Source organism: Bartonella sp. HY761, assembly GCF_026743145.1.
GTDB lineage: Bacteria > Pseudomonadota > Alphaproteobacteria > Rhizobiales > Rhizobiaceae > HY038.
Genome location: NZ_CP104887.1, coordinates 1,905,454 through 1,931,633 on the forward strand (window position 1 = coordinate 1,905,454; position 26,180 = coordinate 1,931,633).

The following is a 26,180-nucleotide window of genomic DNA, read 5'->3' on the forward strand; positions in this document are numbered from 1 at the left end:
AGCGGCTTATCACCCCAACTAGTGGAAATGAAATATGCGGAAATATCGTGCTTTCTATCATGCACTATGGTAAAAAAAGTTACATATGCACCTAAATCTATTTTGATTCTTGCCGCATCTTAATATAAGCGCAAAATTTTTGTTCCTCGCTCAAGCTCTCCTATTGTCATATCAGTCATTAAACCAATAATACTTGAATGATCGGCACTATAAGAAAGATTAAAGGGTGATATAATAGCTTATATTATTAAAAGGAAACTATCGAAATAGCTTAACTGCTAGGCTTTAATGGAAGCTAATACGATTTCCCGATATTTCGATGACTTCACTACCATTAAGTGCATATCGATCACCACTAGCAAGGGTAATAAAGCACCCCTTTAAGCAAAAAGAAATTTGCTTTTGTGGATCAACCGAATAATCACGGCGGGTTGCACCTTCCGCAACAATAATAATTGCGGCTTTATCACCACTATTTTGAATTGTTGCTGCTGCCGCACCGAAAGAAAAAATTGACACAACAATAAAATTTATAGCAAGCGCAAAGGAAAATGATTTGAGCACTTTATTGTTTTTAACTTCTAATTTATGTGTCATTTTTCAACTTTCTGCTTTGGCAGCTTAGAGTTTTCGGGTGTGGAATTGTCTTTTAGAATCTCATAATTATCTTTATGTTCACCTTCATCCGCCTCAGATACAGCAACATCGTTATATTGCGGGAAATTACGTTGCTCCCAAGCCTGAACCGCTTTCGACCAATCCGCATAAAATGCATTAAACACACCCATACGAATAGTATTTTTAATTGCAGTGGTTGACGTAATATCAGGCACGTAAACATAAAGGGTAAAAACAAGCCCTAAATCATCAAAAGACACAAATTCCACTGATGGCTCAGGCTTTCGCATGATTGCTTCAACAGAATTGGCAATAGCTAACAGTTTTTCAGGCACTTCTTCTGGCTTAAAAGCGAGCGGAATCGTAAAGGTTAAATCAATACGGCCAATTTTATTTCGCAAAGTCCAATTACCGACATTGCCATTAATAAGAGTGGAATTTGGAACAATAATGGTGTTTCGCTGTCCAGTTTCAATTTCAGTCGCACGAACATTAATGCGGCGCACAGTACCCTGCACAGTTCCTGCCTCTACATAATCCCCCACCTTAAATGGTCGCTCGGCAAGCAGAATCAAACCAGATACAAAGTTTTGGACAATATTTTGCAAGCCAAAACCAATACCAAGTGATAAACCACCCGCAATCAGTGCAAGGCTAGAAAGATTAAGCCCTGCGGCCGACATACCTATCATACCCGCAAGCGCAACAGCCCCATAACCAGCAATCGTTTTAACTGAATTTCGAATACCTGCATCAACATGGCCACGAGCCAAAATTACATTATCAAAGCAACGAATAAACCAACGGAAAAGGGCGTAAAAACCAACAAAAAAGCCGATCCCAATGGCAATACCAGTTATAGAAACATAAACATTTCCAATTTGGAAACCGGTCAATATTTGGTTTAGGGTGCCAAAAATTTCATCACCGGACAACCCAAATTGCATCAAAATAGGCGGCAAACACAAAATTAAGACCAGAACAGCCGTTAACACACCGGCCAACAAACCAAGTTGATCGAGAGCAGCAGGGCCAGCCTTGAAATACTTGCCTATGGTCTGACCTACTCGCGTTTGTGCGAATGCCCCTTCGCCAGTTAGTGTGCGACTAACACTTAAACCCAAATATATCAAAATTAAAAAGGCAAAACCAACAACAATTTGTTGGATAATAAAACGCCCCATCCCTACATATCCAAAGATTGCACATAAAATGGGAGTCACACCACCAATAATTATAAGATAACGTATGAAACGTGGGAATGGAACAAAACTACATGCTGGCTCTTTTTTTCCAGGCTTAACAAAGGCAATCAAAACGATTAAGATGCCAATAATGACAATACCAAAAAAATCTTTGGCGATTGACAAAGACAAGGCAGCCGAAACAACTTGATAAGCATCATCAAAAAACCAATTAATGCCAAACACTAATGCAATCGTACAAAGAATAATATTTAACTTACGCGCAGCTATTGGTGTAATATCCACCAAAGCTAAATCTTTAGCACTTGGACGAAACAATGCGCGTGCGATTGAAGCTATCAAAACAACGAGGAAGCAAAGACGGTCAAAAGCATCAAACATCACCTCAATATCAGTTGGAAACTTGTAGTTATAAGTAAAAATATAGGCAAAAGTTTCAAAGAAAAATATTTCTGCAATGGTAGCTGTTAAACAGGTTAAAAGTGCAATTAAAACAAGCCTTAAATAACTAATACCACTTTCATCATCATAAACAGTTTTCTTCACCCTATGCGACAAATGGCGACCAATAAATATAATCGAAGCGCCTACAAAACATGCGCCAAGTGTAGCAAGTCCCAAATATAATAATCTATTATTTACGACCCAATGAGCATAATTCGATAGAATTTGGGAAACGGCATATCCACTGTCTTTGCGCGCAGTATTCACTTGCGTAAAAAAAGCTTCATTAAAAACAACACGCCGCGTTAACGAGCTGCTAAAAAGCTCACGCCGTTTTTCAACTATACTAATTGTCAGCTGATTTGCCGATATATAGGTTGCCTCAAGATCGGTTACCTGCTTATTAATTTGCGATTTTTGATCCAGCATTCGCTTGCGATCATCAACTTTTTCTTTTGGCTCTTCACCGCTAGCTGGTGCCGCCCCAAGCTGATCCAACTTCAAATTAACATCAATTAAGGGTTGGCGCAAAAGTAAAGCTTGTTGCACTGTATCAGTAGCCAGACTTTGTAATTTAGCCCTTATATCAATCAAGGCAGCATCGTCATTTTGCTTATCTTGAAAATTGTTTTTCAACTGGGTTAAATTATCTTGCAATCCTTGTAGTGTTACCTGTTGGTTTTTCAAAAGATCATCAACATTGATAATATCAGTAACAGGTACGCCAGTCGAGGCATCCGCGTTTTGTACCCCAGAGCCAGATATATTGCTAGTTTGAGCATAAGCCGCAAAAGCACCTAAAGCACCAATAAGCGAGATACAGGCAATCAAACCGCAAAAATTTTTGAAGGCACATTGCAATAGTCTTTTATGATAAATCAACACGTTTAAACCGCAAAATCAGGTTAGAATTACTAGGATTAAGAACTAAAATTTTAAATAGATTAAATCTATCGGATTGTAAGCCCTTCAATATAAAGGAGCGCAAAATTTTTAAAAGCTGAAAATTGAATATATATCATGAACAATTTGTTATTAGTTCAAACGATCTCAATATTTAGCAAAAAGAGTAAAGACTTAATATCAATTAATGAGCCTTAAAAGCCAACCTACCAATATTTAAAAATGCCATTTTTAAAATCAAATTTAGGTCGCACATAAAAACCCTTGAAGATCAAGCCCAGCAATAAATTATCAGCTGAGATTTGAAATGATTGTTAGTTATCTTTTTCAATACCAAAATAAGACAGTTTTATCACATTTGTTGATATTATAGCTTTACAGTTGCGGTTTAAACTGCCACAAAAGTGCTATATTGAACAAACTTAAAAGAATATTGAAATCTTTTACAAATTATTAAGATTACAAAAAATAAAGAGAACCTTTAATCGCCGATGCTTTTAACCTTGCCGAAATTCCACAATATACGATATGGAATAACAACAATTCCTATGTGGATTATTGGCGGTCTTTTTCTTTATATTTTTACTTTTATTAATTTAAACGATGAGGCTATTCTGCCTAGCATAGCAATCAAATCCGCAGCAGACATTTCCAATATTGAAAAGCGATTACCCCGCCATAATGCATTAAGTTTTCTAAAGCAGCCTTTATTTACAGCAAAAACTTATAGCGTATCATTTAAATTCGATAATTTAGATAATGGAAAAAATATTAACTTAGTGCGTGTTAGCAGTTTGTTATTGACGTTTAACGTTCAAAGGCCGTTAGAAAAAAACAATAAAAATGGCTTTATTCAACATATCTTTACCGCCACACAGCGCGCACCTCCATCATTTATAGACCCATATAATTTGGTTATCTGAGCCTAATGATAAATTAATTTCCTTCGATGGCCATTAACCAGCTATCTTTGCGCTTTTAAATAATACATCGACCGCTATAAACTTTTACACATTTATCGAACCTAATTATCATTTAACAAACGAAAAGCTGCAAATGGTTTTAAATAACCCAATTGCGATCTTAGTTGAATAATGATTGTCGATATTTTGGTAATTATGCGAAGAATGCAACCTTGAAAATTGCATTTTATAGCTTTTTACGTTAGTTGTGGCACAAATTATTTTTTAGCTAATCTTTTCCTTTTACATTCTGGATAAAATTAATGCGTACACCTCCTTGGCTTGTTTATCTCTACAGCTTTATTTTGCTGGTAGGCGTTGTCATTGCGCTCCCCAACATGTTTTCTGAAAAAACATGGGAAGAAAAATTCCCGTGGCTTCCTGATACCCGCGTAACACTCGGTCTGGACCTTAAGGGTGGTTCCTACTTAGTTCTACAAGTTGATGAAGCAGCAATGAAACGCGAGCGGCTTCGAAATCTACTTGATAGTGCTCGTGAAAAACTTCGTGCCGAAAAAATCCCAGTTCAATCAACACGTATGCAAAACGGTGGCATTATTGTAATTGTTGATGATGCAACCCAAAGGCAGCGTGCTGTTACGGCATTAACAGAACTTATTAATCCTATTTCTACAGGTGCTTTCGGCGTTCCGGTGAATGATCTTGACATTACTGAAAATGGCAATCAAGTTCGCGTTGCGATTACTGATGAGGCAATGACCTATCATATCTCTAACGCAGTTGAACAAAGCCTTGAAATTGTACGCAAACGTGTTGATGAGGTTGGTGTTGCAGAACCTTCCATTCAACGGGTTGGGCCAAACCGCATTATGGTGCAATTACCCGGCTTGCAAGATCCAAGCCATTTGCGTAATTTGCTTGGTTCAACAGCTAAGATGACCTTTCACCTTGTTCGAACTGACGTTGATAGAAGCAATTTACCTGCTGGTGTCAGCATGTTACCTGATAAAGACGATCCCAATACTCTTTATCCTGTTGAAGACAAGGTTGCACTTGATGGCGCCGTATTAACTGATGCCCGTGCCGCGTTTGATCCACAAACTGGCAAACCAATGATTTCCTTTAAATTGAATTCTGAAGGTGCGAGTAAATTTGGCGATATCACTAAAAATAATATTGGCCGCCCTTTTGCTATTGTCCTTGACGGCAAGGTATTGACCGCACCAACCATCCAATCAGCTATTCTTGGCGGTAGCGGCGTTATCACAGGTAGATTTACCAGTGCTGAAACCTCAACAACGTCAGCGTTACTGCGTGCAGGTGCACTACCAGCCCCACTTACGGTTGAAGAAGAACGTACTGTCGGGCCAGACCTTGGTGCTGATGCAATTAAGATGGGTATTTATACCGGTGTAGGTGGATTTATCCTTGTAGCGATCTTTATTATTTTACTTTATGGCTATTGGGGTCTTATCGCCAATATTGCCCTTGCGCTTCACACGGTATTGACTTTCTCTGCTTTGAGTCTGCTTGGCGCGACGCTGACACTTCCCGGTATCGCTGGTATCATTCTTGGTATCGGTATCGCGGTTGACGCTAATATTTTGATCAATGAACGTATTAGAGAAGAAAGCCGAAAAGGTGTTGGCGCGTTAGCAGCCCTTGATCGCGGCTTCAAACATGCTTTCCATACCATTGTTGATGCCAATATCACCTCAATTTTCGCAATGGTACTTTTAGCGTGGCAGGGTTCAGGACCGGTTCGCGGTTTTGCAATTACCATGATTTTAGGTATCGTTATTTCTATGTTTACCGATGTCACCATTGTGCGCATCATGATGAGTGCTGTTGTTCGCCGCTTCAAAATCAAGAATTTACGGATTACCCCTTTCTTGAGCTTTATTCCGCAGCATACCAATTTCCACTTCATGAATGCTCGGTTTTGGGGGATCGGTATTTCTATTGTACTATCAATCGCCTCCATTTTCTTATTTTACAAACCGGGTCTTAATTATGGCATCGATTTTACCGGTGGTAGCCAAGTGGAAATGCAGCGCAGCAGTGGAACGGTTGATTTGATGCAATTACGCCCACGCCTTGAAGAATTGAATCTAGGCGAAGTAACCTTGCAAATGGTCGGCACTGACAATAATAGCGTGTTGATACGCCTCCAACAACAAGAAGGTGGCGCTGACATTCAAAATGCTGCCCTTGATAAAGTGAAACAGGCAACCATTGCTCTTTATCCTGATGCCACTGACCAAGGTAGCGCGGTCGTTGGACCTAAAGTATCAGGTGAATTGGCCAAAAGCGGCTTGATAGCAGTGATTTGTGCGGCTCTTGCCATGACCATTTATATTTGGTTCCGCTTTGAGTGGTTCTTTGCGGTTGGTGCCATTATTACTCTTGTTTTGGATACAACCAAAATGGTCGGTATTTTTGCACTTTTCCAATTTGACTTCAACCTTACGGCCATTGCTGCATTACTTACCATTGTCGGCTATTCGATCAATGATAAGGTTGTGGTTTACGACCGTATGCGCGAAAATTTGCGGCTTTATAAGAAAACCTCCTTGCGCGAAGTTATCGATATGTCAATCAACCAAGTATTGGTTCGTTGTATATTTACCTCGCTAACCACCATTCTTGCCATGTTGCCAATGGCAATATGGGGCGGCAGTGCGGTCCATAATTTTGCTGTACCAATGGTTATTGGTATTGTTGTAGCAACCTCGTCATCCATGTTTATTGCCGCGCCAATTCTTCTTTTCTTGGGTAATTGGTGGGAAAGAAAAGGCCATAATACACGCGGTGAAGACGTCGCTGTTCCTGCAAAATAAAAACAAAGCCGGATGTGCATTCACATCCGGCTTTTTCTTTAGGATTAGTTTTTTATTGCATCACTTTAATACGATACCATCAATGCCTATATTCAACTATAAAACATGATTATATCGATTTAAAAGGATGTTTTAAAGGACGTTGACGAGTTACAAAATGGATTATCTGAAACCTTTACCCCATTTCATTTGTGTATAACAAAAAATACCTGTTTTTTAATGATTACCATCTCTTATAAAGATAGAACCGATCAAAATTAGCTGCTGGAAAAAAATGTAAGATGGCTCATGCGACTCCCTTAATTACCACGCTTGTTTCTGGTCTTTGTCTTGCATTTATTTTTGGTGCAATCGCCAATAGATTACGTATCTCCCCACTAGTTGGTTATTTGCTTGCCGGCGTTATCGCAGGCCCCCATACACCTGGTTTCCATGCTGATGTCGCTCTTGCCAATGAACTTGCTGAAATTGGCGTGATCCTTTTAATGTTTGGTGTCGGCCTACATTTTTCAATGAAAGATCTGTTATCAGTCAAAGCGATTGCACTTCCTGGTGCAATAGCCCAAATGGCGGTTGCCACCCTACTTGGAATGGGGCTTGGCTTTGTCATGGGATGGAGCCTTGGCACCAGTATTGTTTTTGGACTTGCTCTATCAACTGCAAGTACCGTGGTTTTGTTACGCGCGATGCAGCAACGCCGATTAATCGAAACCGAGCGCGGACGCATTGCTGTCGGATGGCTTATCGTTGAAGATTTAGCCATGGTGCTCGCCCTTGTTTTATTACCCGCCCTTGCCGGTATTCTTGGCGGTGAAGTTCAAACTAGCTCTGATCCATTGATTGCTTGGCTTAATCCTAATATTTGGGGGATTATCGGTCTTACCTTCGCCAAGGTTGGGCTATTCGTTCTTCTTATGATGGTTGTTGGTCGCCGAGTTATTCCATGGGCGCTTAAAATCAGCGCCCAAACTGGGTCGCGTGAATTGTTTAGACTAGCAGTGCTTGCAATAGCACTAGGTGTTGCTTTTGGTGCCGCTCAATTATTTGGTGTGTCTCTAGCCCTTGGTGCATTCTTCGCTGGAATGATCATGAGCGAATCTGAACTTAGTCATCGCGCAGCGGAAGAAACTTTACCTTTGCGCGATGCCTTCGCGGTATTGTTTTTTGTCTCTGTCGGCATGCTATTTGACCCATTAAAGCTGCTTGATGATTTTATTCCACTTTTTGCAACTCTATTTATTATTATTATTGGTAAATCACTAGCAGCGTATTTTATTGTCCGCCTCTTTCGACGCCCCAATGGAACCGCGCTTACTATTTCAGCAAGTCTGGCGCAGATCGGTGAATTTTCATTCATCCTTGCAGCACTTGGAAAAAACTTAGGATTAATAAATGAAAATGTCCGCGATCTTATTTTAGGTGGCGCAATTATTTCCATTTTAGTTAATCCATTGATTTTTATCCTAGCAGAAAAAATAAAACATCGTCTTGATAAAACAACCAACAGCGAAGTTACCGAGATAGCAGAAAAAAAAGACATTGATGAGCCAATAAAAAGCGATAAAAGTGACCATTTGGTCCTTATCGGTTACGGTGATGTAGGGCAACGAGTTGCAAATGCTCTTCAAAATCAAAATAAACAAGTCATTATCATTGAAGATGCAATTCGCTTAGCTGAAAAAGCTCGTAGCAATATGTTTGAAACTTTTATCGGTAATGGTGTAGATAAAGAAGTGCTTGATTCTGCTAATATTGAAGCAGCTAGAGAACTTATCCTTGCTATGCATAATACGTTTGAAGCTGGGCAAATTATTACCAATGCCCAATCACTCAATAAAAATTTATTTATTATTGCCCATGCATTATCTGATGCTGAAGCACAATATTTAAAAGATTTAGGAGCCAATATTGTTGTGACAGATGCCGAAGAAATTGCTAATGGGATTATTACGCATTTATTAAAAGATGGTGTGGATGATTCATCAATGGTTACAAACGTTTCCGATGATGAAAATAGGATATATGAAATGAATTTTGAAAGACCAAAGGCGTGAAGATGAAGCAATTCAAAAAATATCTTTGGCCACTTCTAGGCATCATAGTAATGCTCGTTTCATTTCGCATTCTCTATGTCAAACTCAAAGGAATGGAATGGGCGCAGGTTTTTGATCGCCTTGGCAGCCTAGATTTACATCATTGGTTATTGGCTATTTTCTTCGCAATTGCCTCTTATGCTGCACTTGCAGGTTATGATCGCATTGCTCTCAAACATCTTGGCAAAAAGAATATTTCTTGGCTTTTTATAACCATTTGCTCTTTTACCACTTACGCTTTGTCTCATAATATAGGCGCATCAGTTTTTTCAGGCGCAGTTGTGCGTTATCGTGCTTATAGCAAAAAAGGTCTAAGCGGGCCGGAAATTGCCGTTCTTGTCGGCTTTTGTTCCTTTACATTTGCACTTGGTACAATTGTCCTGTCAGGCTTGGTGCTAGTTTTGCGCCCAGAGCTCATTCAATTGTTTCATGTCGATATACCAAACTGGGTTGCGTTAACCATCGGCTTTGTTATGCTTGGCCTTGTTGGGCTTTATATTCTAGGCAGCATCTTGCAATTTAAGCCATTAAAAATTGGCAAAAAATTTCAATTGACCTATCCACGTCTTAACATTGTTGTACAACAACTTATTATTGGTCCACTTGAATTATTAGGTGCAGCGGGCATTATATATGCTGTATTGCCTGATGCAGGCAACCCAGGTTTTATCACGGTGCTTGGTGTATTTCTTGCCTCATTCTCGGTTACCTTATTATCAACTGCACCTGCTGGTGGCTTAGGTGTACTTGAAACAATATTTATCGCAGGCATGCCTAATATGGGCGACTCTAATGTCATTGCCGCCCTCATCGTCTTTCGTTTGCTCTACCTTATCATACCGTTATTTTTATCGCTTATTTTTATTGCTGTTTTTGAGTTTAGCCAGTTGGGTAAGAAGCTTAGTAATGGTGATGAAAATGCCGCAAAAGATGTAAGCCCACCTAGCTAAAATTCTTTAACCTGTTTTAAGTGCAGCGCAAGAAGATCGCGTGAGTACAATCATAAGTTTGATAAAAAACTATTTCATACGCAAATTAAAGTGTTGCTATAAATATATAACAACACTTATAAAAAACCAAAGAAATCTACCCTAATAATAAAACTTTAGGCCTCCTTTTAACATGCTATATCCGAGATCAATGGGACTTTTTCACGCGCTCTATCTCAATGCCGACAGATTCTGGTTCAAGCTCCAATTTTTCAACCCTTACAATAACCCGCTGCACACGCGGATAGCTAAGAATAAAAGCAGCAATACGTTCTGCTAAGGTCTCGACCAAATCCACATGGCCTAAAAGAACCAAGCGCTTAATGCCGTCAATGATAAGGTCATAGGAAAAAATATGACGCATGTCTTCTGGATTAACCGATAAGCGTAAAACATCTGCCTTAACTGAAAACCTAACTTTTTGCAGCCGGTTACGCTCATGATTATAGGCACCTATGGCCATAGGCAATACGAGATTATTCACTAAAATACGGTCTGTTCCCAATGCATCACTACAGACAACATCTTCTTTTTCGCGTGGAATAAGCGAACGTATAAGGTCACTTTGCTGTTTGTCAAACCCAGTATTTGTCTTAAATTGTGCTTCGTCAAAGCAAAGAATATCAGGGACAAAAGGTAAAAGTCTTGGAATATCTGGTGCCTCGATGCCACCAGTTAAACAGCCTTTCAAACCATTTTTATGGGCTTGCTCAATGAAAATGCCCATATCGACAATTGAAAATTGTCCACTTAGTTTATTTTGATGATGACTTGGCGCGAGCATTACCCCATAGACTCCACAAGAAGCCAAACGCGGTAGTAGAGCTAGCAAATCTGGCAATCTGTCAAAATCATCAATTTGTATGATAAGCTGCTTTTTTCGCGCTAATTTCTCGATATGGTCGAAAGTTTCATCCAAGGAAAAAAAAGATATCTCTAGCTTTATAAAGTCATAAGTATTCAAAACTTTTTCTTGTGCAGAAGTATCTTTTATAAAATCGTTTATAAACTCATCCATAGTCATGGATAGTAAAAACGCCGGGCTAGTCTGCCCGTGAGATGTCCAAACAGATGCCCAATGAGCTATTTGCGATTGCTTATGCATATTATAAGAAAAACTAGCAATATCACATGCAAGGTCGATGACATTGCTATTACAGTCGGAATCGAAATTAACAAGCATCTTGGTCATGCAGTTTCCTCAAATTTTGATGGTTAACTTTTAAAATAATTTTAAATAATTGGAAAGTGCTTTTAAAAACTATGCTAGCATAGCGGCTAATTAATCTAAACAACTACTTCAATTTGCATCGTCATTTTTGATATTACGGCTAATGCGCCAAGCATAGGGCATGCCACATAACATTAATATAATTAAAAATACAAATAGTGCTTGCGCAGCAATTATTGTGCCACCTACGCCGCCGGGATTGGTAAGGCCAGCAAAATTGACAATGGTCCCGCTCATTGCTGCGCTTAATGCGGTTGAAAAAAGCTGCACAGATGTAAGCGAAGCACTAGCAAGATCAGCATCTTCGTCCTTGGCACTTTGCAAAACTCTGGTCAAAAGATGAGGCCAGATTGTACCTGCGCCAACCCCGATGATAAATAAAGCGAAAGACACCACAATTAAATGAACGGTTGATGTTTCCATTGTTGGCACGAGCCAACATAGGGCTAGCATACCGATGATACATAAAAATGGCGTTGATTTAATAAGTGTTGGCAAATGCTGTGCCCTTACCGTTGCACTAGGCAATGTCCCTGCCGTCCAACCTATACTCATTAATGCCGCCATATAACCGGCAGGCAATGGACTTAGACCATGTAAAACCTGTAAAAATAAAGGGAGATATAATTCTGCACCATTAACTGCAATAGAAAGTGCTAGCATCAAAACATAAATGGCGAACAACTGAGAAGAGGGTGAAAAAGCTCCATCAGGCAACAAGCGATATTTGGCACGCCTATCAACAATTGCCAAAACAAAAAATGCCGCAAGACCTAAAATAAGGCCACCAATTTTCGCTAAATTGCTTTCCATGGCGCTGCCAGCAGAAATAACAAGAACAAGACCAGTTAACAAGGACAGCTGTAAAATGGGAATAGAATTGCCACGATGATTTTGCGAGCGTTGCGGCAAAACCGCATAAGCTAAAAACGTAAAAAGAAAAGCTAAAATACTGACCAACCAAAATGCCCAACGCCAACTTTCATACTCTGCAAAAATACCACCAATCGCAGGCCCCAATAAAGTAGATACGCCCCAAACACCCGATATTAAACCCATTGCCAACGGCCATAGGGGGCGCTCAAAAACAATGCGCACCATACTATAGGTCAAAGATAGCAATATACCACCGCCAAAACCTTGAATAACACGAAAACAAAGAAAAATTGGCATGGTAGTTGAAAAACCACAGCCTAATGTACCAATCGCAAAAATCAGGGCAGCAATAATATAAGCCGTTCTTGGTCCAATTAGTGCTAATAATTTTGAAACAAGTGCCGCCCCAATTAAAGATGCAGTTACAAAAAGCGTGGCAGCCCATGAATAATAACGCTCTCCACCAATATCTTGAACAAGAGAAGGTAAAATCGTTACAACAATATAGACATTTATCGCATGAAGCGCCACACCACCAACTAATGTGATTGAGCGAATACCGTTCTTTCCGCCTAAAAGCTGCCCCCAACTTGGTTGCGCCTGTGCCATTGTTTCACCTATTAAAATGCAGAAGCAATTTTCAAAAGTTTTTTGAATAATGGTTATTGGTGTATCCGCCTTTAAGACCAAGCAACACCAGAACTGTACAACACTTGGAGTATTTTGCAGCGTTATGATTAATAACCATTATTATGACATTTAGATAAGTTTACTTTTTTGTTAAAATCACGATTAATTTATAAAATCAAATCTTGCAGCCAATTAACCAACAAAAGACTTCTACATATAACAATGGCTTTTTCCTTAATATTTAAATAAAGGAAAAAGCCATTGCTATATGTAGAATTGTCACTCAAAAATTTGTCTATTGGGTGCGGGCGCGATCAAGCAAACGCTTACATTCAATAAGTTCAAATAAAGCTTCTTGCAAGAGGGTTGAGCTATCCTTAGATAATTTGGGCTTACGTGCCCCTAAAGCTTCATCATCTTTAACAAGCCCAAAGAACTTACGCCCGCTTTTATTGTCAGGAATAATATCATCAGGAAATAAATCTTCAGATTGCTCCTGCTGTTTCTTTCTAGCAATTTCCTCAGCTGCATCAATATTGCCCTGACCAATTGCAGAAACAAAGGCTACACCGTTTTCTTTTAAAAGTTTTTGTACACCTTTAATCGTATAACCTTCATCATAAAGAAGCCGCTTAATACCAGTAATAAGATCAACATCATTAGGACGGTAAAAACGCCGCCCCCCTGCCCTCTTCATCGGCTTCACTTGAGGAAAGCGTGTTTCCCAAAATCGCAAAACATGCTGCGGAATTCCAAGCATATCGGCAACTTCGCTAATAGTACGAAATGCTTCAGGACTTTTTTCCATAACATAGTCTCCTAGATGAAAAATTCATTATCATTTTGGGCATGCGCAATATACGAACCACTAATAAAATTGCTTTATCAATGACTGATTTGCCATTAAAAATCAACAAAGCAGAAATTAGTCATTTTTGATTATGAAAATAAACAATTTTAATATTTCAATTTGGTGAGAAATAAAAAGCGTTTAAAACGAAAATGATCGGACAAGCCGATCATTTTATCACTATAAATATCAAAAATGCTTCATAGCACAATGACAGCATAGTTATCAAAACATATTTAGCAACAAAACTTATTTGCCAACTGAATGACCATCAATAACGCGCTTTTTTAGCACATTAGATGCCTTAAAGGTCATAACCCGGCGTGGACAAATTGGCACTTCCTCACCAGTTTTAGGATTACGGCCAATACGTTCATTTTTATCACGTACTTGAAATGTTGCAAAAGAAGACAATTTCACTGTCTCACCTTTAACAATCGCGTTACAGACTTCATCAATGATCATTTCAACCAAAGCTGCAGACTCTGTCCGTGATAATCCGACTTCCCTGCAGACAGCATCAGCTAAATCTGCACGTGTTACGGTTTTACCTGCCATAACTCGCAATCCTTCAAATTTTAATTACTTACTTAATTTGTTTATACTTTTTCTATTCAAACGGTCAAGGCTCTTTTGCAAGCAAACGCTGAATAAATGCATTTTTACCAGCGTAATAAGATCGCACCCCAAGTAAAGCCGCCGCCCATAGCTTCAAGTAATACAAGATCACCTTTTTTTATACGTCCGTCTTTAACGGCAGCTTCAAGCGCCAGTGGAACCGAAGCTGCGGATGTATTGCCATGCTCATTGACGGTAACAACCACTTTACTATCGGGAATATTCATCTTTTTAGCAGATGCATCAATAATTCTTTTATTTGCCTGATGGGGAACAAACCAATCAAGATCATCAACATTAACCTTCGCAATAGCAAAGCAATCTTCGATCACATCGGTGATCATACCTACAGCATGTTTGAAGACTTCACGCCCCTGCATGCGTAAATGACCTGTTGTTTGCGTTGTCGATGGCCCACCATCAACAAAGAGCTTCTCCATATGCGAGCCATCAGAACGCAATTTTGCAGCTAAAATACCACGATCATTTGTCGTGCCTTTTTCCTCTATCGCCTCAACGATAACTGCGCCAGCCCCATCACCAAACAGAACACATGTTGTACGGTCCTGCCAATCAAGAATACGAGAAAAGGTTTCAGCACCAATAACCAAAACACGCTTAGCCATTTGGCTACGCACATAATTATCGGCTGTTGTAAGTGCAAAAACAAAGCCAGAGCAAACCGCCTGAATATCAAATGCAAAACCATGCTTCATACCAAGCGCATGTTGAATTTCAGTCGCCGACGAAGGAAAAGTATGATTAGGTGTTGCCGTTGCCAAAATGATAAGATCAATATCATCAATGGTTAAATTGGCATTTGCTAGGGCAGCTTGCGCCGCTTTTACACCTAAAGAAACCGTCGTTTCATCGGGATCGGCAATATATCTTTGCTCAATACCAGTACGTTGGACAATCCAAGCATCTGAGGTTTCAACAATATTTTCAAGCTCAGAGTTTTTCACAACCCGGCGCGGCAAAGCAGCACCAATACCGCAAATCACAGATCGTATCATTCTATAAACCTCAATTACCCGCTTTTCGCGGTTTTATAATATCTTTATTCAAAACAATCATTCGCCGTTTTCCTCGTCCGACAATGATAGTTTGCTCTTATGCTCGCGAAAATATGCAAGATCAACTGCAATTTTTTCAAGAAGCTCATTTCGTACCATTTCATGCCCAACACGTAAAGCAGAAGCAAAGCCTTCTGCGTCGGTTCCGCCATGACTTTTTATCACAACACCATTAAGACCAAGCAAAACACCGCCATTAACGCGGCTTGGGTCTAGCTTTTCACGCAAGGTTTTAAAAGCGCTTTTTGAAAAAAGATAGCCAATTTTCGTCCAGATTGAGCGTTGCATAGCCTGTTTTAAAATTTCAGCAATTTGCCTCGCGGTTCCCTCAGCAGCCTTTAAAGCAATATTGCCGGTAAATCCTTCGGTAACAACAACGTCGACAGTGCCTTTACCTATATCGTTTCCTTCAACAAACCCCTTATATTCAAGCCCTTCAAGCTCAACTTGCTTTAAAATTTGCCCCGCTTTTTTAATTTCATCAAGGCCTTTAACCTCCTCAACTCCAACATTCAACAGACCAACGGTTGGACGTTTTATTCCATAAAGAGCACGGCACATGCCCGCGCCCATAACTGCAAGATCAATCAACTGATTCGCATCAGCACCAATCGTTGCGCCAATGTCCAACACAATGCCTTCACCGCGTAAATTTGGCCAAATGCCAGCAATACCAGGGCGCTCAGCTTCTGCAAGCATTCGTAAAGAAAAATAAGACATAGCCATTAACGCGCCAGTATTGCCCGCTGAGACACAAGCATCTGCCTCACCCTTTTTAACGGCTTCAACAGCGAACCACATCGACGATTTATTTCGCCCATTGCGTAAGGCTTGACTTGGCTTTTCATCCATACCTGTTGCAGTTTCGGTCGCTACAAAGGTTGAAACAGCTTTTAGCTGTGGATATTTAGCCAGTACTGGCTCTACCTGATCAGCCAAACCATAAAAAATTAATTCCATATCGGGATAGTGTTTGATCGCGATCGCGGCACCGGCTATTGTCACTTCTGGGCCGATATCGCCCCCCATCGCATCGACAGCAATTTTGATCACAAGTATTGTCCCTGATTCATAGATAAAGATATCTGTAATAAATTTTAAGATATATAAGCCAATTTAAAGCGGCAAAATAACGTTTTTCTTGCCACAAACAACAATTATTTTAATTTTTTTTTCGATTATTTCTGCTTTAAACCACTTAAAACTGCGAAAGGCGAAGGCTTCTTTTCATTGCCAACATCTGCTTTTGCAAATTCCACCCCTTCAAACTCTACTCCTGAGGCGCGAGGATAAGAATCAATTGCCAATTCAAAAAACTCCTCAACAATAGCTCCAACATCAATTTCAGTTCCTTTAAAACTATCGGGTACGTCTGGCCCATCAGGATCTAAAAACAATTCATGGGCATTATTTTGGACAATTTCCGATAAACGGCTACCTTCTGGAACCAATATTAATTCGATATCTTCTTCAATAACGCTATCAACAGGCTGAGCACTAATTATACATTCTTGAATTATTTTTGCATGTAATTTGCCGCTAAGCTTTACACCTTGCCGTTTCCATGGGTTGATATGTATTGTCGCCTCGAAAAACGTGACGTCAAGCAGATTATGATTTTTAGCCAGTGCCTGCCGTTCCTTTTCATCCGTTTTTAAAGTTAAATCAACTCCCTTGGGGGGCAATGAGCGAATATTGACAGGAAATGCCAAAGCAAATGCCATAAGAGTGTTCGCATTGTTTGACATAATAAATCCTTTCAATTGTTCAATAGGCTACACCTTGCAGCTAAAAAAATTATAGCGTTTTTCAACCTAAATCCAAGATATAAAATTAATTCCAGTAAAAACTTGTGCACATAAAATCAACAGCCATACATTTTTTAAAATAGATCTATAATAAATGGGGGATAATTATGCAAATTAAATAAAAAAATTGCATTTTTGTCGTATTTTCTACAAATTCGCCTTGCTGATGCCAAGATCTCGTTATTAACGTCAAGACGATTATTTATTTTGAAATGGTCAAAATTATCAAAGATTTTGTGGTTTTTGTCTGGATTGGTAAGACTTTTGCGCATATCTATGGTTGCAAATGTATTAAAGCTAGTTTACCTCATAGACAGCTTTATATAACCAAACGGGGCCAGCCCTAAACCATGCCATAAAAGGAGATGTCCTTGTCGCGCATAAATTTTGCCCGAAAGCGTTTTAAAAACGGAATAACCATTGCATTGCTTGCTGGTGTTGCCTTTGCAACAACTGCGTGCAATACAACTGATCTTCTAAAAACAAGCCAGACTTATGTTGAAGGTTATGTAGTTGATCAAGAAGCTCTTGATTCAATTCCGGTTGGATCAAGCCGTGATCAAGTATTGCTTGCTCTTGGAACTCCTTCAACAACAGCAATATTTGACAATGAGGTATTTTATTATATTTCGCAAACGCGTTATCGCGGTGCGCAATTCATGAAAGCTAAAATTATCGATCGCAAAATTTTGGCTATCTATTTTGATGGACAAGGTATCGTCAAAAAAATTGCAAATTATGGCTTACAAGACGGTCGTCTGTTTGATTTTGCTTCTAACACCACACCAACAGGTGGTCGTGATCAATCATTCCTCAACCAGTTAATTACTGGTACATCAGCAGCACCTGCTGGCATTCCAACAACAGGTCGTTAAGCAAAGATATTAAATGCATGCGCTTGATTAATTTTCAAAGCGCATGCACAGTTATAAATTAAGGTATTTTGTTGCAACACAGCAATTGCATAATTTAATGCTTCATATTTTTAGTTATACGAATTAAAACCATCAGCAAATCTAAATGCTAAAGCGTTTTCTTCATCATACAGCTATAATTTAAAAGCTAAATATTTTGAAACAGTAAAAAGCCTAAAATACTTGCTATTACAGCTACAAACAAGCTTCGCGTTGCAAAACCAGCAATAAATGATGCAAGTGTTGCAAGCAATGCCACTGACATCCCAAAAGAAGTAACTTCCTGCTTACCCATTACCTCAACCGTTATGATAGCGGTTAAAATAGCCGTTGGCACAAATGATAGCCAATTGCGTATAATGACGGGAAAAGGGCGATGAGCCAAAACCATAATTGGAAAAACACGAATAATAAACGTAACCAATGCTGATGCTGCAATAGCAGCCAAAATATTAGCTGTCATTATTTTTTCCTTTTGTCTTCTTTGGCCGCCACATTAAAACAATGGTTGCAATAGTTGCGGCAATGATCGTTGCTATAAGAGTGGAAAGGTTTTCCAATATCTTGTCTGCCGAAAACAGATCATGGGTTAAAACAATTACTGCAACAGCAATAACCATGACAATAATATCAAGAATACGAGTTCTGCTGGCAAACCAACCAAGCAATAACAAGCCAACGAACATGCCAACAAGACTAAAAGACAAACTATCACGCAACCAAAGCGGCAAAAGTGAAGCAAAAAAACTTCCTACCAAATTGGCAAAAATCCAGCTTAACCACGCGGTTACATTTAGACCAAGAAGCCAATAAAATGGTAATTGATTGTTATTTTTCAATGCATATTGCGATGCAACGCCAAAAGTTTCATCGGTAATCAACGCTCCAGCCACCAATTTTTCCCACCAAGAAGACTTTGAAAAAAATTGCGACATATAGGTGTTAATCAGCAAATAGCGTAAATTTATAAACCCAATAGCCAATGCAATAGCAATCACCCCTGCCCCAGCTGCAGCAAATTGATAAAACAAAAATTGCGCAGATCCTGCATAAATAAATACACTCATCATAACAATTTCAAAAGTTGAAAAGCCAGTTACATTTCCAACCGCCCCACAGGCAAAGCCAATAGCCCAATAACCAAGCAGTGTTGGAATACAGGCTAAAAACCCAGCATATAGGTGCTTAATTTTGGTTATTTCACATTTGTTTTGCATCTTAAATCTTATTTTTAATTAGCATATTTAAAAGCTATAATTGCACCTTATAAATTGCCAAAATAATTGATTAAACATTTTTTGATCTCTATCAATTCACAAAAAATACATTAAAGTTTATGTAAATCTTTAGGCCCTGTGGCTTCAACACCTTCTAATCAATTTAAGCTCGTTTAGATAGCCTAAATACCTTGGAAGCATTCTTATATGTGCAAAAAAGCTTCACAGCATGAAAAAACTCATTTATAGATCAAAAAACATTAAAAAGGAGAACTGCCAATGACTGGCTCCAAAGCCGTCACTACCGATCTTGATGCACGAAGACGCAAAATAATTTTTCGCGCGTGGCATCGTGGGATTCGTGAAATGGATCTTATCCTTGGTCAATATGTTGATGCCCATATAGCACAAATGACAGATCTTGGCCTTGATGAACTTGAACACATCATGTCATTTGAAGATCGCGATCTTCTGACATGGGCAACAGGAGAAATTCCTGTACCTGCAGATGTTGATTCTCCTTTATTTCGAGACATATTAGATTATCGCACTAGGATGGATTTTCCAGCCTAAATGCTTATATACCCATACAAATCATATGCATTTACTATTTGGTAGATGCTAAAACCATTTACCAAACTGATATTGAGAATTAAAATCGCCTGCCTAACCATTATAAGTGATGACTATTTAACGCGTAATATCTGCTTTAAGTTTAAGTCGTTAAATCTTTATTTTAGACTTTTCTATTGATTAAAATTCACGATTGCAAAACTGACACGAATAATTGCTACTTTGCAATTAATTTCCTTTACCTATCTAAATGATTGAGACATGGCTGTATTTTCAAAATTTTTACTTTCGCAAATCTCTGCCCCTCATGTCATCATTGACAATGTGCTAGAAGGTTATCAACCTTTTGCACTTTCAAAATTGGTGGAGGAATCTGGCGGTCCTATTTTGTTTATTGGCCGCGATGGTCAAAAGCTTGATGATATTGAAAGCGCAATCAAATTCATCAATCCAGATTTGCCAATTTTGCAATTTCCAGCTTGGGACTGCCTTCCTTATGATCGTGTTTCACCAAGTCAGGTTATTTCAGCGCGTCGCCTAGCAGCTCTTGGTGCCATGGCAGCATTACGGGAAAAGCCGCATCAAGCACTTATTTTAACCACTGCCAATGCGGTATTACAAAGACTTCCCCCACGTAAAGCCTTGCAAGATGAACTTATTCATGCGCGGCCTGGTCAAAGCTTTGCTATGGATAAATTGCTTGAACATCTTAGCAAAAATGGTTTTGAGCGGGTTACGACTGTACGCGATATTGGCGAATATGCCGTACGCGGTGGTATTGTGGATCTTTTTGCGCCAGGCGACAGCGAGCCGGTTCGGCTTGATTTTTTTGGTGATACGCTTGAAACTATTCGCGCCTTTGATCCTGCAAGCCAGCGTACAACTACCACGCGCAAAAGCTTTTCCTTGCAACCAATGAGCGAGATCACGCTTTCAAAAGAGCGGATAAGCCATTTTAGAAAAGCCTATATCCAGCGTTTTGGCGCCCCGCAACCGGGTGACGCGCTTTATGAAGCAATTTCTGAAGGCCGTCGTTTTGCTGGTATGGAACATTGGTTGCCATTATTCTTTGACGAGATGGACACGATTTTTGATCATTGTGGCGCAATGCCAGTTATCTTTGATCATTTGGCTGCAGAGGCGATGGATGAGCGCCATGCGCTCATTTGCGAATATTACGAATCGCGCCGAGAAGGCGAACTTATCAAAGGCACAGCGCAGGCAACTCCTTATCATCCGCTAATACCTGATTTACTGTACCTTTCTCCAGTAAAGCTATTTGCCGCACAAAAACAAAGTGGTCAACGCATTGACTTTACGCCATTTTCAATGCCTGACGTTGGAACTGCCCGTCTTATCCACGCTAAAACAAGCAGCGTGCGTGACTTCGCGCCTGAACGCAATGATGATAATATCAATCTTTTCAGCGCAGTTGTTGACTATCTTGCAATGTTACGGGCAGAGGGTAAAAAAATATTACTTGCTGGTTGGAGCGAAGGATCGCTTGATCGGCTTTGTCAGATATTAGATGAGCATGGCTTGAAAAAGGTCGAAAAAGCCTCATCGCTTGCAATTGTTAAAGCAACACCGCGTGATCGCATTACTGCCGGTATTGTAACCATTGAGCATGGTTTTGTTGCTGAAGACTTAATCGTCATTGCCGAACAAGATATTCTTGGCGACCGACTTATCCGCCAAGCCAAAAGACGCAAGAAAAATGCCAATTTCATTAGCGAATCAACCTCGCTTAATAGTGGCGATATTGTTGTGCATGTCGATCATGGTATTGGACGGTTTATTGGCCTTAAAACTATTACCGCGGCAGGCGCCCCTCATGACTGCCTTGAACTTCACTATGCTGGCGATGATCGACTATTTTTGCCGGTTGAAAACATTGAGTTGCTATCACGCTTTGGTGGTGAGGCAAGCGAAGCGATGCTTGATAAATTGGGCGGTGTTGCCTGGCAAGCGCGCAAAGCCAAGCTCAAAAAACGCTTGCTTGAAATGGCTGGTCAACTCATTAAAATTGCAGCTGAACGGCAAATGCGCCATGCGCCCGCGCTCATTCCACCCGCAGGGCTTTATGACGAATTTATTGCCCGCTTTCCTTATGATGAAACCGAAGACCAGCAAAATGCTATTGATGCAGTGGTTGATGATTTGGGCCTTGGACGCCCGATGGATCGCCTTATTTGCGGTGATGTAGGCTTTGGTAAAACTGAAGTTGCTATTCGTGCGGCCTTTGTTGCCGCTCTTAATGGTTATCAAGTGGCGGTCGTTGTACCCACCACGCTTCTTTCACGCCAACATTATAAAACCTTCGTCCAACGTTTCCAAGGCTTGCCGATTAATATTGGTCACGCATCGCGCCTTGTCACATCAAAAGAACTAACTGCTACTAAAAAAGGTATTGCTGAAGGCACGGTTGATATTGTTGTTGGTACTCATGCTTTGCTTGGTAAAACCATAGATTTTGCTAATTTAGGCATGCTTATCATCGATGAAGAACAGCATTTTGGTGTTAAGCATAAGGAGCGGTTAAAAGAGCTAAAAAGTGATATTCATGTTTTAACTCTTTCTGCAACGCCTATTCCGCGCACATTACAACTTGCTTTAACTGGCGTTCGTGAATTATCACTTATTGCAACGCCGCCAGTTGATCGTATGGCGGTGCGCACCTTTATCTCGCCTTTTGATCCTTTGATTTTGCGTGAAACCTTATTGCGCGAGCATTATCGCGGTGGACAAAGTTTTTATGTTTGCCCTAGAATCTCAGACCTTGATGAAGTGAAAGAATTTTTAAGCAGCCACGTACCTGAACTAAAGGTTGCAACCGCTCATGGTCAGATGGCACCAGGCCAGCTTGACGATATTATGAATGCCTTTTATGATGGGCAATATGATGTATTGCTTTCAACGTCTATTGTTGAATCAGGACTTGATATTCCAACTGCCAATACACTTATTGTCCACCGGGCTGACATGTTTGGCCTTGCAGCGCTTTATCAATTACGTGGCCGTGTTGGTCGCTCGAAACAACGAGCTTATGCTTTGTTTACTTTGCCTGCTTCACGCATCCTCACTCCACAAGCAGAACGGCGCTTAAAAGTATTACAATCGCTTGATACTCTCGGCGCAGGTTTCCAACTCGCGAGCCACGACATGGATATTCGTGGTGCAGGCAATCTTCTTGGTGATGAGCAATCAGGTCATATTAAAGAAGTTGGCTTTGAACTTTATCAACAAATGTTGGAAGAAGCTGTTGCTGAAATGAAGGGCACAGGCGAAGTTGAAGACAACCAATGGTCACCGCAAATTGCTATTGGTACGGCAGTAATGATTCCTGAAAATTATGTACCGGATTTGCAACTACGCCTTGGGCTCTATCGCCGTCTATCAGACCTTGAAAACGCGCAAGAAATTGATGCATTTGGCGCGGAACTTATTGATCGCTTTGGCGCAATGCCGCTCGAAGTGCAACATCTATTAAAGATAGTTTACATTAAAGCCCTTTGTCGTAAGGCTAATGTTGAAAAAGTTGATGCAGGCCCTAAAGGCGTGGTTATCCAATTTCGCAATGGCACATTTGCTAATGGTGTGGGCTTGGTTAAATATATTGCTGAGCAGGGTTCCATGGCGAAAATCCGCCCAGATCAAAGCATTGTCTTTATTAGAGATTGGCAAAGTGCTGAAAAGCGGCTTAATGGCACTGCGCTCGTCATGACACAACTTTCTAAACTTGCTGAAAGTGTATAATCAAAATGCGCTGGCTTAAATCAATTAGCCAACGCATTATTTTGTATTATAGATCAAATAGATAAGCTATTCTTAGCTTTTTGATATTTTAGGCTCAATAAAAAACAATGTCGCCACAATACACATAATATTGGTGATGATAAGATAATAAGCAGGTGATAGCGGATTTTCACTATATTGAAGTATAAAAGTGAAAATCGGCTGCGCTGTTCCGCCAAAAATAGTAATTCCAAAAGCGTAGGTCATCGAAAAACCACTTGCCCTTATATATTGCGGAAAACTCTCGCAAAGCAGTACCACCAACCCAGCACCGCTTATATTTTGCAAGGCGGTAAAGACAATAATCACCGCATAGAATACAAACACATTGCTATAAAGGTTTGCAACATAAAGCCCCGGAAACAGCAAAAACAACAAAATAATGCGCGGAATAATAATGGTTTTTTTGCGCCCAAAGCGGTCGGCGCATAGACCGCCAATCAAACCAAAACATACCATAGCAATACCCATGATAAGAGTAGAAATCATGGCATAGTCGGCAGTTAAGTTAAGCTCAGTTAAAGCATAAGTGGTCATGTAATTTAAGAAATACTGGGTGATTGTTGCACCAGATAAGACAAGCATGCCTAAAATTATCATCCGCCGATATTTTACCCACGCATTAATAACAATTTCATGCGATGACATTGCGGCTAAAGATTTTGGAGCATGATAGGTTTCTTTTAAATGACGCCGCATGAATAGACCAAGCGGCAAAATCATCAAACCAACAGCAAAGGGAATACGCCAACCCCAACTCGCCAACTGTTCAGGACTTAAATATTTGGCAAGGAAAAAACCAAATAAACCAGCGGTAATTGCTGCGCAGCCTTGCGCCACAATTTGCCAACTTGTAAAAAACGCCCGTTTATTAGCTGGTGCGGCCTCCATCATAAAAGTAATTGAAGGTCCAGCCTCACCACCCCAAGCAAGCCCTTGAAGCAAACGGATAATAATCAATAAGATAGGAGCTAAAATGCCAAGTGTTGCAAAGCTAGGTAATACAACCATGCCACCAGTACCAATAGCCATAAGCACCATGGTCAGCAGCATAGCGGCTTTACGGCCAGCTTTATCTGCATATTGACCGATAAAAATAGCTCCTAAGGGGCGCGCAATAAAACCAACAGAAAAGGTCATAACCGAGCCAAGCAAACTAGTTAACTCATTTTGGGAAGGGAAAAAAGCTTTGGCGATGATAACCGCAAAAGCCGCGTATAAAGTAAAATCAAAAAACTCGATAGCATTGCCAAGCACAACCGCTGCGACATCTCGCTTTGGAATAAAATGGTGTTGATCTTTTTGTTGGTGCATAACAACTCCATCTTTTGATCATCTGGTTTGAATGCTATTTCATGGACAAATTAAAATTATTCACTAAAGCAACTTGATAAGGGTAGAAGGTGCTATTCCAATAAAAAAGATAAAGTCAAGCATTCAAAAAAAATCCCATTCGTGGTTTCCATGAATGGGATTTTATTATTTAAAAAGGGTTTTAAAATTAATTCTTGCTTGCTTGCAATCTTTCAAGGGCTTTCGTCATGCCTTTAAGTGAAAACTGCACATCAGCAATTTGATTGTTCATGACCATAAAGCGCGCCTTGCCTTCATTACCCTTTTTAAAGGTAGCGAGGGTTTTTTCATCCAAGAGCACCTGCGCCCAGCAACCTTGTTGATTACAATAACGGAAAGGCAATTGCATAACATTTTGCTTTTCAACTGTGAAAAGAATGCCTTCAAGTAAGAAGACATTGAGCGGTACAACGGTCGTCAACATCAGCACTGGCTTATCACCTGGCTTTTCACCATTTACCTGAGCAATAGCCATGATCAAAACATTGGCCGTACGGTCGCCTTGTTTTGCTTGGCGAATTTGTAAAACTTCACAATTTTTGGTAAATTTATCACTAACCTTAACATCAGTACAACGATAGACCCAATCACCAAACGTTTCAGTTTGAACATTTGCCGGAGCACCGCCATTATCTCCTGCTGCTGGCTGATTGCGAACGAGGCCTTGATTTGCATCTTGTGCAATAGCAGGCACAGCAAACATGGCAACACAAATTGCACTAATAGCGCTGAGGACATTAAACTTCATTTACTTGCTCCAATTAGATGACTGGCTACTATTGTCTAGTTTGGACAATATCATCAATAAAACCAGCCAAATATTTTTAAACTTATATATTCTAGCATAGCCAACAGGTTTTTAAACATTCGCTATAAGCCATTTTCATGTATTATACATAAATTAATAGAACTTAAAATAATAGAGCAAACATCATCAAACATTGTTGCATCACTTAAAACTTACCTGACAAATAATTATGCTTATAAAATGACAAACCATAATTTTTTGGTTTTTAAACACAATGCTATCAATTCAACAAACATAAGCACATCATTGCGGTTTTAAAAAATTTTGCTTTATGTTCAATATCGCCTTTTAAAGCAAATTGCGATACAATTTCTTGTTAATCTTGCGTTTAAACCCAACAAAATTCAATTTTACTAATATTTTTAACAATGATCTACCATACATGAAGTTAATTAAGGTAAAAGGATAATATTTCA

General features: G+C 39.8%; 20 protein-coding genes. 7 read left to right on the forward strand and 13 right to left on the reverse strand.

Annotated elements, in window-relative coordinates; genetic code table 11:
* Positions 1-285 precede the first annotated feature (285 nt).
* Both N6A79_RS08285 and N6A79_RS08290 read right to left on the reverse strand, forming a co-directional pair.
* Positions 286-597: a hypothetical protein gene (locus N6A79_RS08285; protein ID WP_268545577.1), complete on the reverse strand. Its 312-nt coding sequence runs from the start codon at positions 595-597 to the stop codon at positions 286-288.
* Positions 594-3,152 carry a mechanosensitive ion channel domain-containing protein gene (locus tag N6A79_RS08290; RefSeq protein ID WP_268545578.1) on the reverse strand — a complete coding sequence of 853 codons (2,559 nt, stop codon included), beginning with the start codon at positions 3,150-3,152 and terminating at the stop codon, positions 594-596. Before N6A79_RS08290 ends, N6A79_RS08285 begins: the two co-directional genes overlap by 4 nt.
* A 566-nt stretch (positions 3,153-3,718) precedes the next feature.
* Here N6A79_RS08290 and N6A79_RS08295 point away from each other — a divergent pair.
* The 4 genes from N6A79_RS08295 to N6A79_RS08310 all read left to right on the forward strand — a co-directional run bounded on the left by N6A79_RS08295 (position 3,719) and on the right by N6A79_RS08310 (position 9,976).
* Positions 3,719-4,093: a hypothetical protein gene (locus N6A79_RS08295; RefSeq protein WP_268545579.1), complete on the forward strand. Its 375-nt coding sequence runs from the start codon at positions 3,719-3,721 to the stop codon at positions 4,091-4,093.
* Positions 4,094-4,395: 302 nt separating this feature from the next.
* Positions 4,396-6,933, forward strand: a complete 2,538-nt coding sequence (secD, locus tag N6A79_RS08300) for a protein translocase subunit SecD (protein WP_268545580.1) — start codon at positions 4,396-4,398, stop codon at positions 6,931-6,933.
* Between the two features lie 281 nt (positions 6,934-7,214).
* Positions 7,215-8,987, forward strand: a complete 1,773-nt coding sequence (gene ybaL, locus N6A79_RS08305; protein ID WP_182417178.1) for a YbaL family putative K(+) efflux transporter — start codon at positions 7,215-7,217, stop codon at positions 8,985-8,987.
* A gap of 2 nt (positions 8,988-8,989) precedes the next feature.
* Positions 8,990-9,976 (forward strand): lysylphosphatidylglycerol synthase transmembrane domain-containing protein, encoded by a 987-nt coding sequence (locus N6A79_RS08310; protein ID WP_442784226.1) that lies wholly within the window; start codon positions 8,990-8,992, stop codon positions 9,974-9,976.
* A gap of 187 nt (positions 9,977-10,163) precedes the next feature.
* Here N6A79_RS08310 and N6A79_RS08315 read toward each other — a convergent pair whose 3' ends face one another.
* The 7 genes from N6A79_RS08315 to N6A79_RS08345 all read right to left on the reverse strand — a co-directional run bounded on the left by N6A79_RS08315 (position 10,164) and on the right by N6A79_RS08345 (position 17,044).
* Positions 10,164-11,207 (reverse strand): dihydroneopterin aldolase, encoded by a 1,044-nt coding sequence (locus N6A79_RS08315; protein ID WP_268545582.1) that lies wholly within the window; start codon positions 11,205-11,207, stop codon positions 10,164-10,166.
* Positions 11,208-11,315: 108 nt separating this feature from the next.
* Positions 11,316-12,731 carry an MFS transporter gene (locus N6A79_RS08320; RefSeq protein WP_268545583.1) on the reverse strand — a complete coding sequence of 472 codons (1,416 nt, stop codon included), beginning with the start codon at positions 12,729-12,731 and terminating at the stop codon, positions 11,316-11,318.
* 316 nt (positions 12,732-13,047) lie between these two features.
* Positions 13,048-13,560, reverse strand: a complete 513-nt coding sequence (locus N6A79_RS08325) for a MerR family transcriptional regulator (RefSeq protein WP_182417182.1) — start codon at positions 13,558-13,560, stop codon at positions 13,048-13,050.
* A gap of 291 nt (positions 13,561-13,851) precedes the next feature.
* Entirely contained in the window at positions 13,852-14,160 is a 309-nt protein-coding gene (locus tag N6A79_RS08330) for an integration host factor subunit alpha (protein ID WP_182417183.1), read from the reverse strand.
* 104 nt (positions 14,161-14,264) lie between these two features.
* Entirely contained in the window at positions 14,265-15,236 is a 972-nt protein-coding gene (locus N6A79_RS08335; protein ID WP_182417184.1) for a beta-ketoacyl-ACP synthase III, read from the reverse strand.
* Positions 15,237-15,293: 57 nt separating this feature from the next.
* The gene (gene plsX / locus N6A79_RS08340) at positions 15,294-16,349 is read right to left on the reverse strand and encodes a phosphate acyltransferase PlsX (protein ID WP_182417185.1); all 1,056 of its coding nucleotides are present in this window, start codon (positions 16,347-16,349) and stop codon (positions 15,294-15,296) included.
* A 125-nt stretch (positions 16,350-16,474) separates the two neighbouring features.
* On the reverse strand, positions 16,475-17,044 hold the full coding sequence (locus N6A79_RS08345; protein WP_262078164.1) for a YceD family protein: 570 nt from the start codon (positions 17,042-17,044) through the stop codon (positions 16,475-16,477).
* Between the two features lie 425 nt (positions 17,045-17,469).
* Between N6A79_RS08345 and N6A79_RS08350 the strand changes: the two genes are divergently transcribed.
* Complete coding sequence (locus N6A79_RS08350; RefSeq protein ID WP_182417187.1) at positions 17,470-17,979, forward strand: outer membrane protein assembly factor BamE; 510 nt, start codon at positions 17,470-17,472, stop codon at positions 17,977-17,979.
* Between the two features lie 187 nt (positions 17,980-18,166).
* Here N6A79_RS08350 and N6A79_RS08355 read toward each other — a convergent pair whose 3' ends face one another.
* Positions 18,167-18,481, reverse strand: coding sequence for an AzlD domain-containing protein (locus N6A79_RS08355; protein WP_182417188.1), 315 nt, complete (start codon positions 18,479-18,481; stop codon positions 18,167-18,169).
* Positions 18,471-19,235, reverse strand: a complete 765-nt coding sequence (locus tag N6A79_RS08360) for an AzlC family ABC transporter permease (protein ID WP_268545584.1) — start codon at positions 19,233-19,235, stop codon at positions 18,471-18,473. Before N6A79_RS08360 ends, N6A79_RS08355 begins: the two co-directional genes overlap by 11 nt.
* A gap of 279 nt (positions 19,236-19,514) precedes the next feature.
* Here N6A79_RS08360 and N6A79_RS08365 point away from each other — a divergent pair, with 279 nt between their 5' ends.
* Both N6A79_RS08365 and mfd read left to right on the forward strand, forming a co-directional pair.
* Positions 19,515-19,808 (forward strand): FAD assembly factor SdhE, encoded by a 294-nt coding sequence (locus N6A79_RS08365; protein WP_182417190.1) that lies wholly within the window; start codon positions 19,515-19,517, stop codon positions 19,806-19,808.
* 261 nt (positions 19,809-20,069) lie between these two features.
* Positions 20,070-23,564 carry a transcription-repair coupling factor gene (gene mfd, locus N6A79_RS08370; RefSeq protein WP_268545585.1) on the forward strand — a complete coding sequence of 1,165 codons (3,495 nt, stop codon included), beginning with the start codon at positions 20,070-20,072 and terminating at the stop codon, positions 23,562-23,564.
* 72 nt (positions 23,565-23,636) lie between these two features.
* Here the strand turns inward: mfd and N6A79_RS08375 are convergent, their stop codons facing one another.
* Positions 23,637-24,917: an MFS transporter gene (locus N6A79_RS08375; RefSeq protein WP_268545586.1), complete on the reverse strand. Its 1,281-nt coding sequence runs from the start codon at positions 24,915-24,917 to the stop codon at positions 23,637-23,639.
* A gap of 187 nt (positions 24,918-25,104) precedes the next feature.
* On the reverse strand, positions 25,105-25,704 hold the full coding sequence (locus tag N6A79_RS08380) for an invasion associated locus B family protein (protein ID WP_268545587.1): 600 nt from the start codon (positions 25,702-25,704) through the stop codon (positions 25,105-25,107).
* Positions 25,705-26,180 lie beyond the last annotated feature (476 nt).

Excerpts from the sequence above, each read along its gene's own strand:
- N6A79_RS08285 (WP_268545577.1), bottom strand. The coding sequence starts at position 597 with ATGACACATAAATTAGAAGTTAAAAACAATAAAGTGCTCAAATCATTT.
- N6A79_RS08295 (WP_268545579.1), top strand. The coding sequence starts at position 3,719 with ATGTGGATTATTGGCGGTCTTTTTCTTTATATTTTTACTTTTATTAAT.
- secD (WP_268545580.1), top strand. The coding sequence starts at position 4,396 with ATGCGTACACCTCCTTGGCTTGTTTATCTCTACAGCTTTATTTTGCTG.
- ybaL (WP_182417178.1), top strand. The coding sequence starts at position 7,215 with ATGGCTCATGCGACTCCCTTAATTACCACGCTTGTTTCTGGTCTTTGT.
- N6A79_RS08310 (WP_442784226.1), top strand. The coding sequence starts at position 8,990 with ATGAAGCAATTCAAAAAATATCTTTGGCCACTTCTAGGCATCATAGTA.
- N6A79_RS08315 (WP_268545582.1), bottom strand. The coding sequence starts at position 11,207 with ATGACCAAGATGCTTGTTAATTTCGATTCCGACTGTAATAGCAATGTC.
- N6A79_RS08320 (WP_268545583.1), bottom strand. The coding sequence starts at position 12,731 with ATGGCACAGGCGCAACCAAGTTGGGGGCAGCTTTTAGGCGGAAAGAAC.
- N6A79_RS08325 (WP_182417182.1), bottom strand. The coding sequence starts at position 13,560 with ATGGAAAAAAGTCCTGAAGCATTTCGTACTATTAGCGAAGTTGCCGAT.
- N6A79_RS08330 (WP_182417183.1), bottom strand. The coding sequence starts at position 14,160 with ATGGCAGGTAAAACCGTAACACGTGCAGATTTAGCTGATGCTGTCTGC.
- N6A79_RS08335 (WP_182417184.1), bottom strand. The coding sequence starts at position 15,236 with ATGATACGATCTGTGATTTGCGGTATTGGTGCTGCTTTGCCGCGCCGG.
- N6A79_RS08345 (WP_262078164.1), bottom strand. The coding sequence starts at position 17,044 with ATGTCAAACAATGCGAACACTCTTATGGCATTTGCTTTGGCATTTCCT.
- N6A79_RS08350 (WP_182417187.1), top strand. The coding sequence starts at position 17,470 with ATGTCCTTGTCGCGCATAAATTTTGCCCGAAAGCGTTTTAAAAACGGA.
- N6A79_RS08355 (WP_182417188.1), bottom strand. The coding sequence starts at position 18,481 with ATGACAGCTAATATTTTGGCTGCTATTGCAGCATCAGCATTGGTTACG.
- N6A79_RS08360 (WP_268545584.1), bottom strand. The coding sequence starts at position 19,235 with ATGCAAAACAAATGTGAAATAACCAAAATTAAGCACCTATATGCTGGG.
- N6A79_RS08365 (WP_182417190.1), top strand. The coding sequence starts at position 19,515 with ATGACTGGCTCCAAAGCCGTCACTACCGATCTTGATGCACGAAGACGC.
- mfd (WP_268545585.1), top strand. The coding sequence starts at position 20,070 with ATGGCTGTATTTTCAAAATTTTTACTTTCGCAAATCTCTGCCCCTCAT.
- N6A79_RS08375 (WP_268545586.1), bottom strand. The coding sequence starts at position 24,917 with ATGCACCAACAAAAAGATCAACACCATTTTATTCCAAAGCGAGATGTC.
- N6A79_RS08380 (WP_268545587.1), bottom strand. The coding sequence starts at position 25,704 with ATGAAGTTTAATGTCCTCAGCGCTATTAGTGCAATTTGTGTTGCCATG.